Origin of the sequence: Mesorhizobium sp. M0478 (assembly GCF_040321305.1) — a bacterium.
Classification (GTDB): domain Bacteria; phylum Pseudomonadota; class Alphaproteobacteria; order Rhizobiales; family Rhizobiaceae; genus Mesorhizobium.
In genome coordinates, this window is record NZ_JAMYRH010000006.1 from 245,959 (window position 1) to 261,926 (window position 15,968).

General features: G+C 64.0%; 19 protein-coding genes and 1 riboswitch. Of the genes, 4 read left to right on the forward strand and 15 right to left on the reverse strand.

Annotation, left to right across the window (positions count from 1 at the left end; genetic code table 11):
* Window positions 1-109: 109 nt before the first annotated feature.
* From NKI64_RS17055 to NKI64_RS17085, 7 genes are all read right to left on the reverse strand, one after another.
* Window positions 110-691 (reverse strand): NAD(P)H-dependent oxidoreductase, encoded by a 582-nt coding sequence (locus tag NKI64_RS17055; protein ID WP_023690990.1) that lies wholly within the window; start codon window positions 689-691, stop codon window positions 110-112.
* Window positions 691-1,272: an NAD(P)H-dependent oxidoreductase gene (locus NKI64_RS17060; RefSeq protein WP_352668887.1), complete on the reverse strand. Its 582-nt coding sequence runs from the start codon at window positions 1,270-1,272 to the stop codon at window positions 691-693. Before NKI64_RS17060 ends, NKI64_RS17055 begins: the two co-directional genes overlap by 1 nt.
* 286 nt (window positions 1,273-1,558) lie before the next feature.
* Complete coding sequence (locus NKI64_RS17065; RefSeq protein ID WP_352668972.1) at window positions 1,559-2,962, reverse strand: FAD-binding oxidoreductase; 1,404 nt, start codon at window positions 2,960-2,962, stop codon at window positions 1,559-1,561.
* A complete protein-coding gene (locus NKI64_RS17070; RefSeq protein ID WP_352668889.1) occupies window positions 2,962-4,263 on the reverse strand; it encodes a cytosine deaminase in 1,302 nt (433 codons plus the stop codon). Before NKI64_RS17070 ends, NKI64_RS17065 begins: the two co-directional genes overlap by 1 nt.
* Before the next feature lie 198 nt (window positions 4,264-4,461).
* Window positions 4,462-5,313, reverse strand: coding sequence for an ABC transporter permease (locus tag NKI64_RS17075; RefSeq protein ID WP_023753453.1), 852 nt, complete (start codon window positions 5,311-5,313; stop codon window positions 4,462-4,464).
* Window positions 5,300-6,124, reverse strand: coding sequence for an ABC transporter ATP-binding protein (locus NKI64_RS17080; RefSeq protein ID WP_023690277.1), 825 nt, complete (start codon window positions 6,122-6,124; stop codon window positions 5,300-5,302). The genes NKI64_RS17075 and NKI64_RS17080 overlap by 14 nt, the downstream gene beginning before the upstream one ends.
* 2 nt (window positions 6,125-6,126) lie before the next feature.
* Window positions 6,127-7,131: an ABC transporter substrate-binding protein gene (locus tag NKI64_RS17085; protein ID WP_023670774.1), complete on the reverse strand. Its 1,005-nt coding sequence runs from the start codon at window positions 7,129-7,131 to the stop codon at window positions 6,127-6,129.
* A gap of 255 nt (window positions 7,132-7,386) precedes the next feature.
* Here NKI64_RS17085 and NKI64_RS17090 point away from each other — a divergent pair, with 255 nt between their 5' ends.
* Window positions 7,387-7,770, forward strand: coding sequence for a RidA family protein (locus tag NKI64_RS17090; protein ID WP_023670775.1), 384 nt, complete (start codon window positions 7,387-7,389; stop codon window positions 7,768-7,770).
* 53 nt (window positions 7,771-7,823) lie between these two features.
* On the forward strand, window positions 7,824-8,627 hold the full coding sequence (locus NKI64_RS17095) for a creatininase family protein (RefSeq protein ID WP_023698316.1): 804 nt from the start codon (window positions 7,824-7,826) through the stop codon (window positions 8,625-8,627).
* Window positions 8,628-8,636: 9 nt separating this feature from the next.
* Here the strand turns inward: NKI64_RS17095 and NKI64_RS17100 are convergent, their stop codons facing one another.
* Together NKI64_RS17100 and cobD are read right to left on the reverse strand one after the other, a co-directional pair.
* A complete protein-coding gene (locus NKI64_RS17100; protein ID WP_023690280.1) occupies window positions 8,637-9,146 on the reverse strand; it encodes a tyrosine phosphatase family protein in 510 nt (169 codons plus the stop codon).
* Window positions 9,143-10,198, reverse strand: a complete 1,056-nt coding sequence (cobD, locus tag NKI64_RS17105) for a threonine-phosphate decarboxylase CobD (protein WP_023698317.1) — start codon at window positions 10,196-10,198, stop codon at window positions 9,143-9,145. The genes NKI64_RS17100 and cobD overlap by 4 nt, the downstream gene beginning before the upstream one ends.
* Between cobD and cbiB the strand changes: the two genes are divergently transcribed.
* Entirely contained in the window at window positions 10,197-11,186 is a 990-nt protein-coding gene (gene cbiB / locus NKI64_RS17110) for an adenosylcobinamide-phosphate synthase CbiB (RefSeq protein ID WP_352595459.1), read from the forward strand. The two genes, cobD and cbiB, sit on opposite strands and share 2 nt — an antisense overlap.
* Window positions 11,187-11,200: 14 nt before the next feature.
* Here the strand turns inward: cbiB and NKI64_RS17115 are convergent, their stop codons facing one another.
* From NKI64_RS17115 to NKI64_RS17140, 6 genes are all read right to left on the reverse strand, one after another.
* Complete coding sequence (locus tag NKI64_RS17115) at window positions 11,201-11,515, reverse strand: hypothetical protein (RefSeq protein ID WP_352595455.1); 315 nt, start codon at window positions 11,513-11,515, stop codon at window positions 11,201-11,203.
* A 24-nt stretch (window positions 11,516-11,539) separates the two neighbouring features.
* Window positions 11,540-12,154, reverse strand: coding sequence for a cob(I)yrinic acid a,c-diamide adenosyltransferase (gene cobO / locus NKI64_RS17120; RefSeq protein ID WP_023685228.1), 615 nt, complete (start codon window positions 12,152-12,154; stop codon window positions 11,540-11,542).
* On the reverse strand, window positions 12,154-12,666 hold the full coding sequence (gene cobU, locus NKI64_RS17125) for a bifunctional adenosylcobinamide kinase/adenosylcobinamide-phosphate guanylyltransferase (RefSeq protein ID WP_352668893.1): 513 nt from the start codon (window positions 12,664-12,666) through the stop codon (window positions 12,154-12,156). The genes cobO and cobU overlap by 1 nt, the downstream gene beginning before the upstream one ends.
* Window positions 12,659-13,468: a CbtA family protein gene (locus tag NKI64_RS17130; protein WP_023690285.1), complete on the reverse strand. Its 810-nt coding sequence runs from the start codon at window positions 13,466-13,468 to the stop codon at window positions 12,659-12,661. Before NKI64_RS17130 ends, cobU begins: the two co-directional genes overlap by 8 nt.
* Window positions 13,469-13,483: 15 nt before the next feature.
* Entirely contained in the window at window positions 13,484-13,663 is a 180-nt protein-coding gene (locus NKI64_RS17135) for a CbtB domain-containing protein (RefSeq protein ID WP_023670784.1), read from the reverse strand.
* A 36-nt stretch (window positions 13,664-13,699) separates the two neighbouring features.
* A riboswitch (cobalamin riboswitch) is annotated at window positions 13,700-13,895 on the reverse strand.
* A 67-nt stretch (window positions 13,896-13,962) separates the two neighbouring features.
* A complete protein-coding gene (locus NKI64_RS17140) occupies window positions 13,963-14,655 on the reverse strand; it encodes a gamma-glutamylcyclotransferase (protein WP_031203234.1) in 693 nt (230 codons plus the stop codon).
* Between the two features lie 136 nt (window positions 14,656-14,791).
* Between NKI64_RS17140 and NKI64_RS17145 the strand changes: the two genes are divergently transcribed.
* Window positions 14,792-15,967: an aromatic ring-hydroxylating oxygenase subunit alpha gene (locus NKI64_RS17145; protein WP_023733794.1), complete on the forward strand. Its 1,176-nt coding sequence runs from the start codon at window positions 14,792-14,794 to the stop codon at window positions 15,965-15,967.
* Window position 15,968 lies beyond the last annotated feature (1 nt).

A 15,968-nucleotide genomic window follows, 5' to 3' on the forward strand; every position in this document is an offset into this window, starting at 1 on the left:
GCGAGACGGGGTGGGGGTGCGCCCTACGAGACCCACCACCCCGCTTCGCAAAAGCCGCCTTGCGGCATTTGCTGCGCGACCCACCCCACAAGGGGGAGGGTGAAGAAGCTCAAAACCGCTCCAGCTTCGCCCGCACTTTCACCAGAAACGCCGCCCTCGTCCTTGGCGTCGAGGCGTCCATCAGGTAGTGCGCCAGGAAAAACGTCCGGCAGCGGCGGGCGCACAGCGCGCGCATACCGCGCAGCAAGGTCTTGCGGCCGGGCTGGCCGACGACGACGCTCCACCAGGTCGGCGCGCCGCAGGTGGTAATGACGCCGACCCTGGTGACATGTGTCATCAGCGACGTGATGCGCCCCTTGCCCAGCTTGAAGGCGACATCGGTCGCCCAGACCCGGTCGAGCCAGCCCTTCAGCATGGCCGGCAGCCCGTACCACCAGGTCGGATAGATGAACAGGATCGCCTCAGCCCAGGCGAGATGCTCGAAATGCGGTTTTAGGGCCGGATCCTCCGGCGCCCGCTCATTGTAGGCGCGTCGCTCTTCGCAGCCCATCACCGGATCGAATTTCTCCGCATAGAGGTCGAGCAGCCGCACCTCCCAGCCGCGTGCCTTCAGCACATCGACGGCGGCATCTCTGATCGCGGCGCAAAAGCTTTCGGGCACCGGATGGCAATAGACCACCAGCACGCGCATCAGAAAGTATCCATCCCGGCCGCGACCTTGGCCATGAAGGCCGCGCGGGTCTTCCCGGTCGACAGGTTCATCGAATAATGCGCGAGGTAGGACACCGAGGCGCCGGGCCTGATCGTCGCGCGCAGCATCCGCTTGACCAATCTGCGCGGCGGATCGCCCATCAGCATGGCGCGGAAGCGGCTGCCGCCATAGGTGGTGACGGCGGTCAGCTTGCGGATGTTGTGGAGCGACGGCTGCGCCTTGCCGTCGGCCAATTTGAACGACACGCCGGGCAGAAACACGCGGTCGAAAAAGCCTTTCAGGATGGCCGGGAAGCCGTAGTTCCAGACGGGATATGACAGCACCAGCGCCTCGGCCTTGAGCAGCCGCTCGACATAGGGCGCGGCCGGGTCCGCAGGGCTGCGTTGGTTATGATAATCCAGCCTCTCCCCGCGCGTCAGCCTGGGGTCGAAATCCTCGGCATAGAGATCGCAATCGTCGACCTCATGGCCGGCGGCCGTCAGCCGCTCGACGATCGTGCGGTGCAGACCTGCATTGAAGCTGGTCTCCACCGGGTGTGCGTAGAGGACGAGGACTTTCATGGGGAAATACTTGCGAGGTGGGCGCGAGGCACCCCCCTCTGCCCTGCCGGGCATCTCCCCCGCAAGGGGGGAGATCGGACTGCCGCATCGCTTTCACTAATTGTCAGCGTGTCAGATTGGCCGCGGCGTTCAGGCTGCCAATCTCCCCCCTTGCGGGGGGTGAGAAGTGGTCGGCGAAGCCGATGGGAAGCCAATTGCTTGGCTTTCCAAACGACGAACGCCCGAAGCGGCAGCGTAGGGCCTGTGCCGGCAGGACAGAGGGGGGTGCTCAAGCTCAAACCTCTGCTCATTCTGCTTTCTGCAAACCCTTGAACAAAAAAGTCCGGCCCGAGCGATAGTCGTAATCCGGATTTTCCCAGGCGATCATCTTGCCGGGATTGAGCAGGCCTTGCGGATCGGTCTCGCGCTTGAAGGCGAGCTGGATTTCATCCGTCTGCTTCATGCCGCCTTCCTCTAGCGTGTAGCGGTGCGGGTTGAAGATCGGGCAGCCGTTCTCCTCGTGCAGCCGGATGATTTCGTTGAGCCGGGCCTCGGTGGTGAATTTCACCAGCGGCAGGCCAAAGCAGGTGATGTTGCCGTCGAGGCGCACGAATTCGAGATGCGAAAAGACCTCGTTCGGAAACATCGCGTCCATCTTCTCCACCAGCGCCAGCTGGTTGGGAAACGGATAGAGCGATTGCAGATAGGTGATCGCGGGATCGACCCGCAGTGCCCTGAGCGTGGTGTGGTTCCACGCCAGTTCGAAGCCCGGCGGCAGGCCCTTTTTCTCTTCGTCCGTTGCCGTCGCCGCATTGAAGATGACTTCGCCGCCGGCGCGGCGGGTGAAGGCGAGGAACGCGTCTAGCCCATGCCGGGCAACCATGACGACGCAGATGCTTTGCCCGTCCCGGAAGAACTTCTGGTGGCGCTTGAAATAGAGCTGCGGCACGGGCGCGGCGATCGGCGTGATCAGCTTGGTCAGGATGCCGTCCTGGCGTGCCAGCGCGTTGCCGTAGCGGGCTGCCGGCATGAAAGCGTCGAAGCCGACGATCACGTCGGTCCATTCATAGGCTGCAGTCAGCGGCATCTCGACCTCGGTGATGATGCCGTTGGTGCCATAGGCGTGGGTGACCTTGTGCAGGTCCTCGCCGGCGAGTTCGAGCGCCTTCGGCTCCGCCTCCATAGTGACGACCCGCAGGCGCAGCACATTGCCGAAATCACGCAGACCGCCGAAATTGACCGAGCCAACGCCGCCCGAGCCGCCGGCGATGAAGCCGCCGATCGAGGCGGTGTTGTAGGTCGACGGCGACAGCCGCAGTTCCTGCCCGGAATGCGCGCGCGTCGCTCTGTCGATGTCGGCGAGGATCGCGCCCGGCCCGGTGACGACGCGGCCCGGCGCTATGGCCTTGATCTCGTTCATCTCGGCGAGGTTCAAAACCACGCCGCCCGACAGCGGCATCGCCTGGCCGTAATTGCCGGTGCCGCTGCCGCGCGGCGTCACCGGAACGCCATGACGGTGGCAAGCGGCAAGCACGCGGATCAGTTCGGCCTCGTTCCTGGGCGTCACGATCAGGTCGCCGGTGACGTGGTCGAGCTGCTGCTTCAGCACCGGGCTGTACCAGTAGAAGTCGCGGCTCTTCTGCTGGACGATGGCCGGATTGTCGTCGAGCTTTATCCCGTCGAGATCGCGTTTGAGCGCCGAAACATCCATCATTCCACCATCAGTTCGTCGAGCTCGGCATAGTCGGGCAATTGCCTGTCGATCGCTCGGCCGTTGCGCACGACGATGCGATCCGATTCGGGCCGCGACAGCAATTCTGTCCAGCTCCGCCCTTTGAAGACGATGAAATCGGCGCTGCCACCTGCTGCCAGTGTCCCGACACCGTCGAGCCGCATCACCTTGGCCGGCGTCGCCGCCACCGTCTGCGGCCAGTCGCCGACCGGATGATCGAAATGCAGGATGCGCGTCGCCATGCGGTAGACCTCCAGCATGTCGAGATCGCCATAGGCATAGAACGGATCGCGGGTGTTGTCGGAGGCGACCGCGACCGGGATGCCCCTCGCCTTCATCTCGTGCAGCAGCGTCACGCCGCGCCAGCGTGGCGTGGTCTGGTCGGCACGCCGGTCCTGCAGATAGAGATTGCACATTGGCAGCGACACCACCGCCAGCCGCGCCTTGGCCACCTTGTCGAGTGTATCGAGCACGTCGAGATCCGGCTGGCGCGCCAGCGAGCAGCAATGTCCCACCAGCATGTTGCCCTCAAAACCGTTCCACAGTGCCGCCTCGGCGATCTTCTTCAGCGATATCGCCGCGATGTCGTCGGTCTCGTCGGCGTGGAAATCGAGATCGAGCCCGTGCCTGTTCGCCTCGGCGAACACCTTGTCGAGAAGCTCTTCGAGATCCGGCACCATATAGGTGACGACGCCGAGCACGCCCTTGGCCGCAGCCACGCGCTTGGCCAGCCTCTCGAACCACTTTCTGTCGCGCACGCCTTCGATGCCGAGCAGGCAGGCTGCCTGCAATTTGATGCGGCCGCGCCATTTCTCCCGCATCGCCTCGAACACCGGCCAGGAGATTTCCTCCTGTGGCGGCACGCTGTCGAGATGCGTGCGCAGCGCCTTGGTGCCGTGCGCGTAGGCCGAGCGCAGCGAGAAATCCATGCGCCGCGCCACGTCCTCGGCGCTCCAGCGCGCTGCACGGTCGGCGCCGGTGGCATTGAGCGCGCCCATGAAACTGCCGTCGGGATTGGGTTTGCGCGGCCAGATATGGCCCTTGTCGATGTGGGTGTGGCAGTCGACGAAGCACGGCAGCACGATGCGGCCGGCAAGGTCGATGGCGGTGGCTGGCGCTTTTGATTTCTTGTGCGCGGCGATGGCTGAGGTCTTGCCATCGGCGACCGTTATGTCGGCCAGGGCGAAGCCGTCGCTGTCGTAAGTGGCGGCAAGGCCTGATGTCAGCGACCGGTGAAGGCGGACGTTTGTGAGATGGTACGAGCCAGAGGTCGGTATCAAGGACCGCCCCCCTCTGCCCTGCCGGGCATCTCCCCCTCAAGGGGGGAGATTGGCAGCTTTTCCGACAGCACCCGTCTTCCAACGTCGATAATTGGCGAAATCCCGGATGACGTCCAATCTCCCCCCTTGAGGGGGAGATGGCCGGCAGGCCAGAGGGGGGTGTTTCGCGCCAGCATCTCAATCACGTCACCCAACCCCCTACCGCTCCTGCTTCAGCGCGCTCTCGTGCCAGCGGCGCAGGATGAGATGCGATATCAGCGACAGCACCAGGAAGATCAATATGCCGGTGAGCGAGATCAGGATCAGCGCCGCGAACAGCCTTGGCGCGTTGAGGCGGTAGCCGGCCTCGATGATGCGCGACGCCAGCCCCGACGACTGCCCCTGCGCGCCCGCGACGAACTCGGCCACCACGGCGCCGATCAGCGACAGGCCGCCGGCTATCTTCAAGCCTCCTAGAAAATACGGCATGGCCGCCGGCAGTCTGAGATAGCGCAATTGCTGCCAGCGCGTCGCGCCGTTGAGCTTGAACATGTCGCGCAGATTGCGGTCGACCGAATTGAGGCCGAGCGTGGTGTTGGACAGGATCGGGAAGAACGCAACGATCCAGGCGCAAAGCAAAAGCTTCACCGTCTGGTTGTCCACATAGATGTTGATGAGCGGGAAGACCGCCACGATCGGCGTTACCTGCAGCACGATGGCGAAGGGAAAGAACGACATCTCCACCCATTTCGATTGCGCAAACAGCACCGCCAGTCCGACGCCGCCGACGACCGCGAGCAGCAGGCTGAGAAAGGTTATGCGCAACGTGACCAGCAGCGCGGAGAACAGGAGCCCGGCATCGCTATAGAGCGTCCACAGCACCACGCCGGGGCGCGGCAGGATATATTGCGGGATCGCGTTCCACACGCAGATGCGGTCCCACAGCCAGATCGCCAGGATCATGATCGCCAGCGGCAAGACCCACCGGCCGATCCGCTCCAGCCGCTCCTGGCGTACGCGGCCGGCCTCTTCCGCGTCGAGTGTTGCGGCATTCTGGTCAATGGCCGTCATGGTGCGGTCCGGCTGATGTGTTGATGGCGTTGACCAGGATGTCCGAGGCCTGGCGGCAGAGCGCGGCATAGTCGGGCGAAGTGCGGAACACCTCGTCGCGTGGATAGGCGGCATCGATTGCCAACTCGGCATGGACGCGGCCCGGCCGCGCCGCCATGACGACGACGCGGTTTGACAGGAACACGCTTTCGAAGACGCTGTGGGTGACGAAGACGACGGTGAAGCGCTCGTCCTGCCACAGCTCCAGAAGGTCGTTGTTGAGCTTGAAGCGGGTGATCTCGTCGAGTGCCGCGAACGGCTCGTCCATCAACAGAATGCGCGGCTTCGTCACCATGGCGCGTGCGATCGAGACGCGCATCTTCATGCCGCCGGAAAGTTCGCGCGGCACGGCGTTTTCGAAACCGGTCAGGTGCACCCGCTCCAGCATCTCCATCACCACCGGCGCCGCTTTGGCACGCGACACGCCTTTCAGCCTGAGCGGCAGCCAGACATTGTCGAAGACATCGGCCCAGGGCAGCAGCGTCGGTTCCTGGAAGACGAAGCCGATATTGGCGCGGTCGATCGAACCGCCCCAGTCGAGCTGACCGGATGTCGGCGTCGACAGGCCCGCGATCAGCCTCAACGCCGTTGACTTGCCGCAGCCGGACGGCCCGAGAAGGCTGACAAAATCGCCCTCCCGGATGGCGAGATCGACGTCGCTCAATGCAGTCACGCCATTGGAAAACACCTTGCCGACATGGCGCAGCGTCAGCAGCATCGGGCCTTCACCCGATGCCGTCATGGGCGCCTGCGCCATCTTTTCCAGCTTCACGACTACTTCTTCAGCTCGATTCCGACACCTTTGTTGATGAAGGCCAGCGTATAGGCCTTCTTGATATCGATGCCCTCGGGCGTGACCTTGGCCTTGACCATCTTGTCATAAAAGCTCTTGATCCGGTCTTCGTTCATGGCGCCGATGCCGAGCTTTTCGGTGTCGCCGGAATCGGCCAGGCCGAACTTCTTCATCTGCTCGATCGAGAAGGCAATCTGCTCGTCGCTCATGTCGGGATTGTCTTTCTTGATCATCTCGTTGGCGGCCTTGTTGTCGCCGTAGAGGTAGTTGTACCAGCCCTTGGCCGAGCCATCGACGAAGCACTGGACCACCTCCGGCCGCTTGTCGATCGTGTCCTGCATCACCTCGATCGTCGTCGAATAGGTGTCCCAGCCATAGTCGGCGAGCAGGAACTGGTTGGGCACGAAGCCGCCTTCCTTCTTGACCGCAAAAGGTTCCGAGGTGACGTAACCCTGCTGGATCGACTTCTTGTTGGCCAGGAATGGAGCGGTGTTGTAGGTGTAGGGCACGCGCTTGGCGGCATCGAAACCGAGTTCGATGACCATCCACTGGAAGAAGGTCTGGACGCCCTCGTCGCCGAGAATGTACTGGTCGGCGTTCTTCAAATCCTCCCACTTGTCCAGCCCCTGCCCCGGGTGGGACATGATGACTTGAGGGTCCTTCTGGAAATCGGCGGCGACGACGCGCATCGGGATGCCCTGCTGGACGGCGTCGAAAGCCGACAGCAGATTGCCGCCCATGTAGAAATCGAGCTTGCCGGCCAGCAGCAGCGGCCGCCCGCTGACCTGCGGACCTCCCTGCGAAATCGTCACGTCGAGGCCACATGCAGCGTAGGTGCCGTCGGCGACGGCCTGGTAGTAGCCGCCATGCTCGGGCTCGGCCAGCCAGTTGGTGCCGAAGGTGACCTTCTCGTTTGCTGCCGCGCCGAACGTGCCGGCTCCAAGCAGCGCGACCGCAAGCGCTGAAATCTTCTGTTTTCCGTACATCGACACCACCCTTTGTTGGCTCCGGAGCGTCACGCGCCGGGCTCGACACCATTGATCCAAGAAGCAAGACACATGCCACCGCCCGGGCCGCCTGCTTGCGCGGCAGTCACTGCCAACACCGGACGGGTCATGCTGTGCGGGAGGCATCGTGCCTATTTTTTGGACGCCTGTCCACAATCGCCCTTGTGCCATGCACCACATCTTGAACGTACTATCGGTCACGTCTTAGGCTGGTCTCGCAGACAGGAGATTGCCATGTTCAGATACCTCGCGCCGAAGTCGATCAAGCCGCCTTTCGCCCGCTACAGCCACGGCGTCGAGGTGCCGCCAGGCAAGCGGCTGGTTCTGTGCTCCGGCCAGGTCGCCATCACGGCGGACGACCAGATCCCCGAGGATGCCGGCGCGCAGGCCGAGCTCTGCTTTCAAAACATAGCGGCGATTCTGGCTGAAGCCGGGCTGGGGCTAGGCGACATCGTGCGCATAAACGCCTACGTCACCGACCGCGCCTTTCTGCGGCCCTATATGGACGTCCGCGACCGCTTGTTTGCCAGCCCCGCGCCCGCCTCGACGCTGATGATCGTGTCAGGCTTTGCGCGGCCGGAGTTCAAGGTCGAGGTCGAGGCGATTGCGGCTGGGTGATCGACAGGCGACGTTTGGCGCGCTAGGTCTCCCTCACAGTCAAGAGGCATGACATGACCGTTGCAAACAGACGCGTGTGGTGGGGCGACTACCGGACCACCGAATACGCCGCGATCGATCCGGAGGCGACGATTGCCGTGCTGCCGGTGGCGGCGATCGAGCAGCACGGCCCGCATCTGCCTGTATCAACCGACACCTCGATCATGAACGGCATGCTGGAGACGGTCATCGCCCGCCTGCCCGGCGATCTCGACATCCGCATCCTGCCGGTCCAAACGGTCGGCAAGTCGAATGAGCATCTGCAGGCGCCGGGCACGCTCACCCTGCCGGCGGCCACCCTGGTCGATGCCTGGACCGAGCTTGGCCTGTCCGTTGCCCGCGCAGGCGTAAGGAAACTGATCGTCGTCAACTCGCATGGCGGCAATGAAGAGATCATGGGCATCGTCACGCGCGAGCTGCGCGTGCGTGAGAGGATGCTGGCGGTGAAGACCAGCTGGCAGCGCTTCGGCCGCCCCGCCGGCATGTACACCGAGCTGGAAGACCGCCAGGGCATCCATGGCGGCGACGTCGAGACCTCGTTGATGCTGCATTTTCGCCCGGAGTTAGTCGACATGGCCAAGGCCGACAATTTCGCCTCCAAGGTCGCCCGCGCCGAAACCGAATTTGCGCTGCTGCGCCACACCGGAACGCACGCTTTCGCCTGGATCGCTGGGGATCTCAACCCCAACGGCGTGGTCGGCGATGCCAGCATTGCCACGGCCGAGAAAGGCCGACTGACGGCGGAGCATCAGGCCGACGGCTTCATCACCCTGTTGAAGGATGTGCGCAAGGCGAAGCTTGCCGACTGGCTGGCATAGCGGGCCGCCTTAGCCGTCGATCTTCAACACGAAAGGCGTACCCTCAAAAGCATCGGCGCCGCGTCCGATCGCCTCGATCGCTTCGATCATGCGGCCTTGTCGTGAGAGAAGAGCATCCGCGACGGCGATCAACCGTGGATTGGGTGTCGCCGAGGGCGAAAGCTTCCGCAATGTCTGCGCAAGTTCGACTTCGTCGCGCTTCGGGGCGAGCGCCGCCGCAATGATATAGGCCGAGGCGGTCGAGCGGCTGATGCCGGCATAGCAATGGACGACCATGGGTTTGGCGCGGTCCCATTTCCGGGCGAAATCGAGCAGATTGCGCACATGGCCTTCGCCGGGCATGGTCATGCCGTCCTGCGCCACCGCGATGTCGTGCATGACCAGATGCAGGTGGTTTTCCCTCGCGATTGAGGCCGGCCGCGTCACCTCGGTGCCGGCAGCGAGCAGCGACAGCACGCGCTCGGCGCCGCTTTTGGCCACCGTCTCCTCAAGCTTTGCCAGCGAACAGATATGGATCATGGCGCGATCTCCTTCGACCCATCGTCGCGCCGTGCGTGCCAGTCGGCAAGCGCCGATTCGAGCCGCTGCCATTCCTCCTGACTTCCAGGCAGCCCCGCGCGGAGCACCTGGGGACGCTCGGAAAAATGCCTGAGCAATATGCCGCGCTCACCGAGCGTCGAAAACAGCCCCGGTGCATCGGCAAGCCGGAGATAGCGAAACAGCGTCGTGCCGCCGGCGACAGCAACGCCAAAGCGCGAAAGCAGCGCATCGAGCCGCGCCGCATCCTGCGCCAGCCGCCGCCGCATGTCGGCCTGCCAGCCGCTGTCGGCAAGCGCGCGGATGCCGTATTCGAGCGCTGGGCCGGCGACCGCCCAAGGGCCGAATTGCGTTTCAAGCCTTTCGACCGTCACCGCATTGGAAAGTGCGAAGCCGAGCCGCAGGCCGGCGAGACCGAAGAACTTGCCAAACGAGCGCAGCACGACGATGCCGCCCCGCCCGACATCGCCGGCCAGGCTTTCCGCGTGCGGGCCGACATCCATGAAGGCTTCGTCGACGACCAGCAGACCGCCTATGGCGCGCAATGTCTCGGCAAGCCGAAGCAGCCTTTCCCGCGACACGACTCGCCCGTCGGGATTGTTGGGATTGACGACGATGGCAATTTCGGCTCCGGCAAGCGCCTCGAAATCGTCGACCTCCGCCACCGCATGGCCGGCAATCGCGGCGGCCCTGGCATGCTCGGCATAGGTCGGCCCGAGCACCAGCGCCTTGCCGGGGTTGACCAGCGAGGCGACGCGCGGCAGCAGGATCTGCGTGCCCGGGGCGACCGCCACATTCTCGGCCGAAGGCGCGCCATAGGCGCCGGCCGCGACCCTGGCCAGCTCACGCAGGCGCGCGGCCTCCGGCAATCGTGACAGGGCGGTGGCGGGCAGCTCGAAAAGCGGGTAGGAGTGCGGATTGATACCTGTCGAGAGATCGACGAAAGGTTGTGGCGCGTGAGGGAAGAGCGCCCTCGCCCGGCCAAGGGATCCACCGTGATCCACCACAGTAATCGCTCCATCAGAAAGCTTCATGTCGATCCTGATCGCTTTCCTGTCGCTGGCCATCGAACGCATCCTGGGTTACCCGGACTGGCTGTTCCGTGCCGTCGGCCATCCCGTCACCTGGTTCGGCAGGCTGATAGCCTTTCTCGACCTCAGGCTCAACCGCGACACTGATTCCGACGCGCTGCGTCGCCGCCGCGGCGTGCAGGCGCTGCTGGTGATCGTGCTGGTGCCGGCGGCAATCGCCTTCATCGTGCAAATCCTGCTCTGGCAGCTCTTTCCTGCCGGCATGATCATCACGGCAATCCTGGCCTCGTCGCTGCTGTCGCAAAAGAGCCTTACCGAACATGTCGAGGCGGTGGCCGATTCGCTGGATACCGGCGGGCTGGCGCTCGGCCGCATTGCGGTTGCGCGCATCGTCGGCCGCGATCCAGAGAAGCTCGACCATGCCGGCGTCAGCCGCGCCGCCATCGAAAGCCTGGCCGAGAATTTCTCCGACGGCATCGTTGCGCCCGCCTTCTGGACAGGTGTCTGCGGTCTGGCCGGCGGCGTCGCCTACAAGGCCGCCAACACCGCCGATTCGATGATCGGCCACCGCACCCCGCACCACGAGGCCTTCGGCCGCGCGGCGGCACTCTTCGACGACTGGATCAACCTGCCGGCGTCCCGGCTGACCGCGTTGCTGATCGTTGCCGCCGCCTTTCTCGTTGACGGCGCCGATCCCCGCAACGCCTGGCAAGCAGTGCGGCGCGACGCCAAAAAGCACCGCTCACCCAATGCCGGTTGGCCGGAAGCAGCAATGGCCGGCGCACTCGGCCTGGCGCTCGCCGGCCCGCGCAGCTATGGCGGCGTCATCGTCGAGGACGCCTATATGGGCGAAGGCGGCCGCCGCGAGGCCGACAGCACCGACATCCGGCGGGCGCTGAAACTTTACCAGATAGCAGACTATCTGCTGATCGCGCTGTTTGGATTGCTCTCCGCGGTCGTCATCTACCTGGATGTTTTGATCTCGCAGTAGATGCGCCGCCTGACTCACCAAGAGACACGGACTTCCTTGGCGTTTGAATCCACCGCCGCGCCAAATCTTTTGATCGCGTAACCGCCGGCGGCCACTGCCGAGGATTTCAGCACAGGCTCAATCACAAGGAAAAGCTTCTCGGCGTCTGGCCCGTACAGATAGAGGGTGCATTTGCCCTCGCCAAACTCGTCGCCATCAAATTCGCCGACATGCGCATTCGAAACAGCTTGTTCCAACCGATCCTCCAGAACTTGGACCGATTGCCGCTCTTCCGGCGCCCCGAAATGACCGCCGCTCAGAAGAAGATAGACAATTACCGCTTGTTCCAACGGTCATCTCCCGAAGTTAGACCCTCAAAACTCGATTCCCTGCTGCGCCTTAACGCCTGCGGAAAAATGGTGTTTGGTCACGCCCATCTCGGTGACGAGGTCGGCCGCCTCGACCAGCGCCGGCTTGGCATTGCGGCCGGTGACGACGACATGCAGGCCTTCGCGCCGCGCCTTCAGCGCCGCGACCACCTTGTCGAGATCGAGATAGTCGTAGCGCAGCGCAATGTTGAGCTCATCGAGGACGACAAGGCTGACAGAGGGGTCGGCGATCAGCTCCAGCGCCTTGGCCCAGGCGGCTTCGGCCGCCGCAATGTCGCGCTTCAGATCCTGCGTCTCCCAGGTGAAACCCTCGCCCATCGTGTGCCAGACGACACGGTCGCCGAACGCCGCGAAGGCGTCCTTTTCGCCGGTGTGCCATTTGCCCTTGATGAACTGGACGACGCCGACGCGCTTGCCATAGCCGAGCATGCGCAGCGCCAGCCCGAAGGCGGCCGTGGTCTTGCCCTTGCCGGGTCCGGTGTTGACGATCAGCAGCCCCTTCTCGACCGTCTTTTCCGCGACCTCGGCGTCCTGCACCGCCTTGCGTTTGGCCATCTTGGCGCGGTGGCGTTCTTCGTCTTTTGCGTCGATATCGGTCATCATTTCACCTTGAGCGGCAGCCCCGCCACCATCAGTAGCACCGTATCGGCAACCGCCGCGACCTGCTGGTTGAGACGGCCGGCGGCATCACGAAACCGGCGTGCGAGCGCATTGTCGGGCACGATGCCTTGCCCGACTTCGTTCGAGACAACGAGCCAGGGCCCGCGCGGCCGCGACAGCATGTCGGCTAGCCGCCGGCATTCCGCCTCGAGATCATGGTCGGAAAGCATATGATTGGTCAGCCACAGCGTCAGGCAATCGACGAGCACCGGCTGGTTGTCGGGCAAGGCTTCGAGCGCTCCGACAAGATCGAGCGGCGCGTCGATGGTCGCCCAGCCTTCGCCGCGCCGCGAGCGATGCAGCGCGATGCGCTCGCGCATCTCATCGTCATAGGCTTCGGCGGTGGCGATATAGGCCCATGGCGGCGGCAACGCCGTCGCCAGGGTTTCGGCATGCGCGCTCTTGCCGGGGCGCGCCCCGCCGATGATAAAGGTCAAACTGCGATCAGGCAAAGCTGTCGCGCAGGCTGGTCGCCGAGCCGGTGAAGCGTTCGCGCACCACGCCAATGACGGCGCCGAGCACCAACCAGAACACCAGATTGGTCACCGTCACCGCCACCACGAACTGGTGATGCAGGCCTTCGGGGATCGGCGTCTCGAAACTGTCGGGCTGCGGCGCGCCGACAATATGCGGGGCGACGATCAGAACGACGGCAAGGACGGTCAGCGGCGCCGAGGTGCGGAAGGCGATCAAGGCAAGGCCAATGGCAGTCGCCACAACCGTCGCCACCCACCAGATCTGGCGCTGCATGAGATCGGCCGCCGGCATTGCCGGCAGTTCCGGCGGCAGGCCGAGGCCCGGAGCCAGCGTGAATACGGCAAAGCCGGCCAGACCCCAGAACACCCCCTGGCGCCAGTTGCCGATGCCGCCGGCGAATTCGGAAACCGCCACCAGGACCAGCGCGAAACCGATACCGGTGACGATATTGGCCAGCACGCTGAAGGCGAATCGCTCGAAGCCGTCGGCCGGCGCCCAGCCTTCGTCCTCCGCTGGCGCGGCAGCTTCAGCCGGTGCGGGTGCTGCGCTGCTCACGGCATTTTCCGCCGGCGCGGCGGTGCTCATGGCATTGGTGTCCGCAGCGTTGGCGGCGGGCGCCGCGGCATGCTCATGCTCATGGCCGCCACCAGCCTTTTCGTAGACCTCGGCCTTGAGGATCAGCGGCACGGTGGCGTAGGCCTGCATGCAGGCGAGAGCGACACCCGCCACGAGCCCTGCGATCGCCGCGATGAACACGACGTTGCGAAACAGGTTCATGATGTCAGATCCTCGTCAGTGGCAGGGAAACGCCATCGAATGGCGATAGTCGTGCGCCGCATTGTGGACCGCATCGATATGCGAGAAACCGACAACGCCGACGACGAAAATGCCCAGAAACGCGCTAAGCACGAGCTGCATGAAGCGCGACTGCGAGGAGACGGAAGCGCCGAGGGAGACGGAAGCGGTATTCATATCTTGTCCTTTCGCCCTCCACCCGAGGGCATCGAAGTCAGTTCCCTGTCGCCGGCAGGTCTCCTGGCTCGCGGATCAGCGCCCTTCCCCACCTTCCCGAGGAAAAAATCCTCAGTGGCTTGGAGAGGACTACCGCACACAGTTGCGGGGGCAGCCACGGCATTGGGCAACAAGTCAGCCCTCACCGCATTCCCTCTTGGTCCCTAACGGAACCGACGACATGCATGACTATAGGCTGAAACGGCCGCATCCGGCAAACCAAATTCCGCCGGCCAACAGCGCGAATGCGCCATGCGGCGTTACGGGTTCAACGCGGTGATCCGCTCGGCAACCAGCCGCTGCAGCCGCCACAGATGGCGATCGTGAATGCCGCGCTCTTCAAGGTTTTTCACCGTGTTGTAGAGATAGTCGGCGCCCGACCCCCAGTGCCCGCAGGACGTTGCCAGCCTTTCGACGACCTTGCCCTCGTCGAGCGGCCCTGAATAGGTCAGGCCGTTGCGGTTGATGACGAAGGCCAATGCCCTGAGCGGTCCGGCCTCGCTTGCAAGCTTCAGCATGCGCGGCCGGTAGCTTGTCGGCTTCAGCGTGACTTCGCGCCGGAAAAGCCGGCCCAACTGCCCGCGCCGGTTACTTTCGGTCAGCCGGAAGGCGACGCCCTTGCATTGTCCGCCACGGTCCAGCGCCATCATCAGGCCGGGGCTGTCCTTGGTGCCGCGCCAGCGCGTCATGTTCATGCAAAAGGACCGATGCCAGCCGCGCGCCAGCGCAACGCGGTCCTCGACATAATCTATTTCCGGTTTCCAGATCAGCGATCCATAGCCGAACAGCCATAGCGGTTCGCTATCCGGGAGTTCGACCTGCAATTCATCCAGCAGCGCGTCATAGTCGGCGTCATCGAGATGCATCGCGTCCGGATCCGGCCCGGGGTCCCTGATCTCGCGCCAGCAGCGCGCGACCAGCTCCGGCGTAAGCGACATCTGTCGTGCGGCCAATTTCCGAATCCCCCCAATTTCCGAATGTCCCATGTCCACGACATGATTATGCGCCGCGCCTGCAACCGGCAATGCGGCACTCTGATTGACAAACTATCTGCCGGGGTGTCGGCTGACGCTTCATAGGAAGCCAGCCATGCATCCCAACCCGAGCGAGCGCGACCCCTATAACGGCCTGAGCCGGGCCGAACCGACGCTACCGTCATCGGCCTATTGGGATAGCGAGGCTTACCAGCGCGATCTCGACGCCATCTGGTACAAAAGCTGGCTGCTCGTCTGCCGCGAGGCCGATCTTGCCCAGCCTTTGGCATTCAGGACATTCCGCGTTGGCACACAGGAAATCGTCGTGCTCCGCGACGACACCGGCGAGTTGCGCGCCTTCCACAACACCTGCCGGCATCGCGGCTCGCAGCTTTGCCAGGAAAGCGAGGGCCGGCTGAAAGCGCGGCTCATCACTTGCCCCTACCATGCCTGGTCCTACTCGCTGCGCGGCGATCTCGTGCGCGTTCCCTCGAAATCGCTGCCAGATGGTTTCGACAAGGCAGATCATCCGCTCTACCGGGTGGCGCTGTCGGTATGGCGCGGCTTTGTCTTTGTGAACCTTCAGCAGGCTGCGGCCGGCTCCGCCGGGACCTCCTTCGATCCCGCATCCGGCGACCTCGCCAACTGGCCGCTGGAAACTCTGGTATCAGGCCATGTCCTGCGCAAGGTGATGAACTGCAACTGGAAGATCTTCTGGGAGAACTTCAACGAGTGCCTGCATTGCCCAGGCGTCCACAAGGACCTGTCTCGGCTGGTGCCGATATACGGCCGCGGCCTGATGAGCCGGCACGACGACCCCGACTGGGTCCGCCATGCCGACAATGACGCACCGGAGTTTTCGGGTGGCCTGCGCGCCGGCGCCGAGACCTGGTCGCGCGACGGACATGCCCATGGCCCGGTCTTCCCGGGCCTGACGCCGGCCGAGCGTGCGGCCGGACAGACCTATGCCACCAGCCTGCCCTCGATGTTCATCGTTGGCCATGTCGATTATGTCAGGACGGTGCGACTGATGCCGCTCGGTCCCGAACAGACCGAACTCACCGCCGAGTGGCTGTTCGCGCCCGAGGCGCTGGCTGAGACGGACATCGACAATGTCGTCGCCTTCGGCACCCAGGTGCTGGAGGAGGATGCCGCGATCTGCGAGATCAATCAGAAAGGCCTGCGCTCGATGCGCCACCAGGCCGGCGTGCTAATGCCGGAGGAGTACGATCTGCACCGCTTCCACAACTGGGTGCGCGAGCGGCATGCAGCGCTTGAGGCAACCGCCTGAT

Bases quoted from the DNA above. Each gene is read 5' to 3' on its own strand.
- NKI64_RS17055 (WP_023690990.1), bottom strand. From the start codon at position 691: ATGCGCGTGCTGGTGGTCTATTGCCATCCGGTGCCCGAAAGCTTTTGC.
- NKI64_RS17060 (WP_352668887.1), bottom strand. From the start codon at position 1,272: ATGAAAGTCCTCGTCCTCTACGCACACCCGGTGGAGACCAGCTTCAAT.
- NKI64_RS17065 (WP_352668972.1), bottom strand. From the start codon at position 2,962: ATGGATGTTTCGGCGCTCAAACGCGATCTCGACGGGATAAAGCTCGAC.
- NKI64_RS17075 (WP_023753453.1), bottom strand. From the start codon at position 5,313: ATGACGGCCATTGACCAGAATGCCGCAACACTCGACGCGGAAGAGGCC.
- NKI64_RS17085 (WP_023670774.1), bottom strand. From the start codon at position 7,131: ATGTACGGAAAACAGAAGATTTCAGCGCTTGCGGTCGCGCTGCTTGGA.
- NKI64_RS17090 (WP_023670775.1), top strand. From the start codon at position 7,387: ATGTTCAGATACCTCGCGCCGAAGTCGATCAAGCCGCCTTTCGCCCGC.
- NKI64_RS17095 (WP_023698316.1), top strand. From the start codon at position 7,824: ATGACCGTTGCAAACAGACGCGTGTGGTGGGGCGACTACCGGACCACC.
- NKI64_RS17100 (WP_023690280.1), bottom strand. From the start codon at position 9,146: ATGATCCATATCTGTTCGCTGGCAAAGCTTGAGGAGACGGTGGCCAAA.
- cbiB (WP_352595459.1), top strand. From the start codon at position 10,197: ATGTCGATCCTGATCGCTTTCCTGTCGCTGGCCATCGAACGCATCCTG.
- cobD (WP_023698317.1), bottom strand. From the start codon at position 10,198: ATGAAGCTTTCTGATGGAGCGATTACTGTGGTGGATCACGGTGGATCC.
- cobO (WP_023685228.1), bottom strand. From the start codon at position 12,154: ATGACCGATATCGACGCAAAAGACGAAGAACGCCACCGCGCCAAGATG.
- NKI64_RS17130 (WP_023690285.1), bottom strand. From the start codon at position 13,468: ATGAACCTGTTTCGCAACGTCGTGTTCATCGCGGCGATCGCAGGGCTC.
- NKI64_RS17135 (WP_023670784.1), bottom strand. From the start codon at position 13,663: ATGAATACCGCTTCCGTCTCCCTCGGCGCTTCCGTCTCCTCGCAGTCG.
- NKI64_RS17145 (WP_023733794.1), top strand. From the start codon at position 14,792: ATGCATCCCAACCCGAGCGAGCGCGACCCCTATAACGGCCTGAGCCGG.